This window comes from Acidovorax sp. KPB24-03, from assembly GCF_057546605.1.
The window spans coordinates 1-818 of record NZ_BAAJYR010000819.1 but is presented as its reverse complement, the minus strand read 5'-3'; the positions used below and the strand labels follow the sequence as shown (position 1 = coordinate 818).

The 818-nt window shown below is 72.4% G+C and carries 1 pseudogene; it reads left to right on the top strand.

Going from position 1 to position 818, the window contains the following annotated elements:
* Positions 1-818, top strand: a pseudogene (locus AC27KI_RS26210) (WGR and DUF4132 domain-containing protein); the annotation flags it as partial.

Below are 818 nucleotides of genomic sequence, written 5' to 3'. Positions count from 1 at the left end.
GCCTGCCGTCCCAGATGGAGCGCGAGGCCTATGCCTCGCGCCGTTTCCCCCAGGAAGCGAAAGCCGCCGCACTGCCCCAGGCATGGCAGCGCGTGCGCAGCCACTGCGATTTCCACTTCAACCTGCCAGCCACCGATGCGCCCCTGCGCGATCCGCTGCAGCGGACCATCGACCGCCTTGGCCGGCACACGGCCGAGGCCGATGCAGAGGCCGACACCGTACTGCTCGCGCTGGCCCTGGCCAGTTCGGGCTACTACGGCGAGAACGAACCGGCCGCCGCCATCGTGGACTACCTCGTGGCGCAGTACGGACTGCCGGGGGCCGTCGACATCCTCATGGCATCGCAGCGCCTGGAGACGACCAACGATTACGACTCGACCACCAAGAAGCGCCGCGCGCACCTGTCCACCACCGTGACCCGCGCGATGAGCAACGGATGGCGCGGGCCGTTGGGCCAGGGCGAGGAAGCCTTCCGCCGCCATCTCGCGGCCGCGCCACAGGCCGAGTGGGAAGCCTGTGCGGACCGCATCGAGGCCGACCTGCCCTCCCTGCACCCGAGCCGGCAGCCGGCGATGGCGCTGCTGCTGCCCGACCGGCCGGCGGTTTCCGACGCGCTGGCGCACCGGCTCGCCGCCGAGAAGGAGGTGCCCGACACCCTGCACTGGCTGATGCTCACGGCCACCGACCCCGCCGCGATCGCGCTGGCCGCGAAGACGCGGCTGGGCTACTCCGAGGGCTTCTGGGGCAACCGGCGCATGGTGGCGACGGCCGTGCGCGAACGCGGCACCGGCGCGGTGGCGGTGCTGGAACGCGGGGCC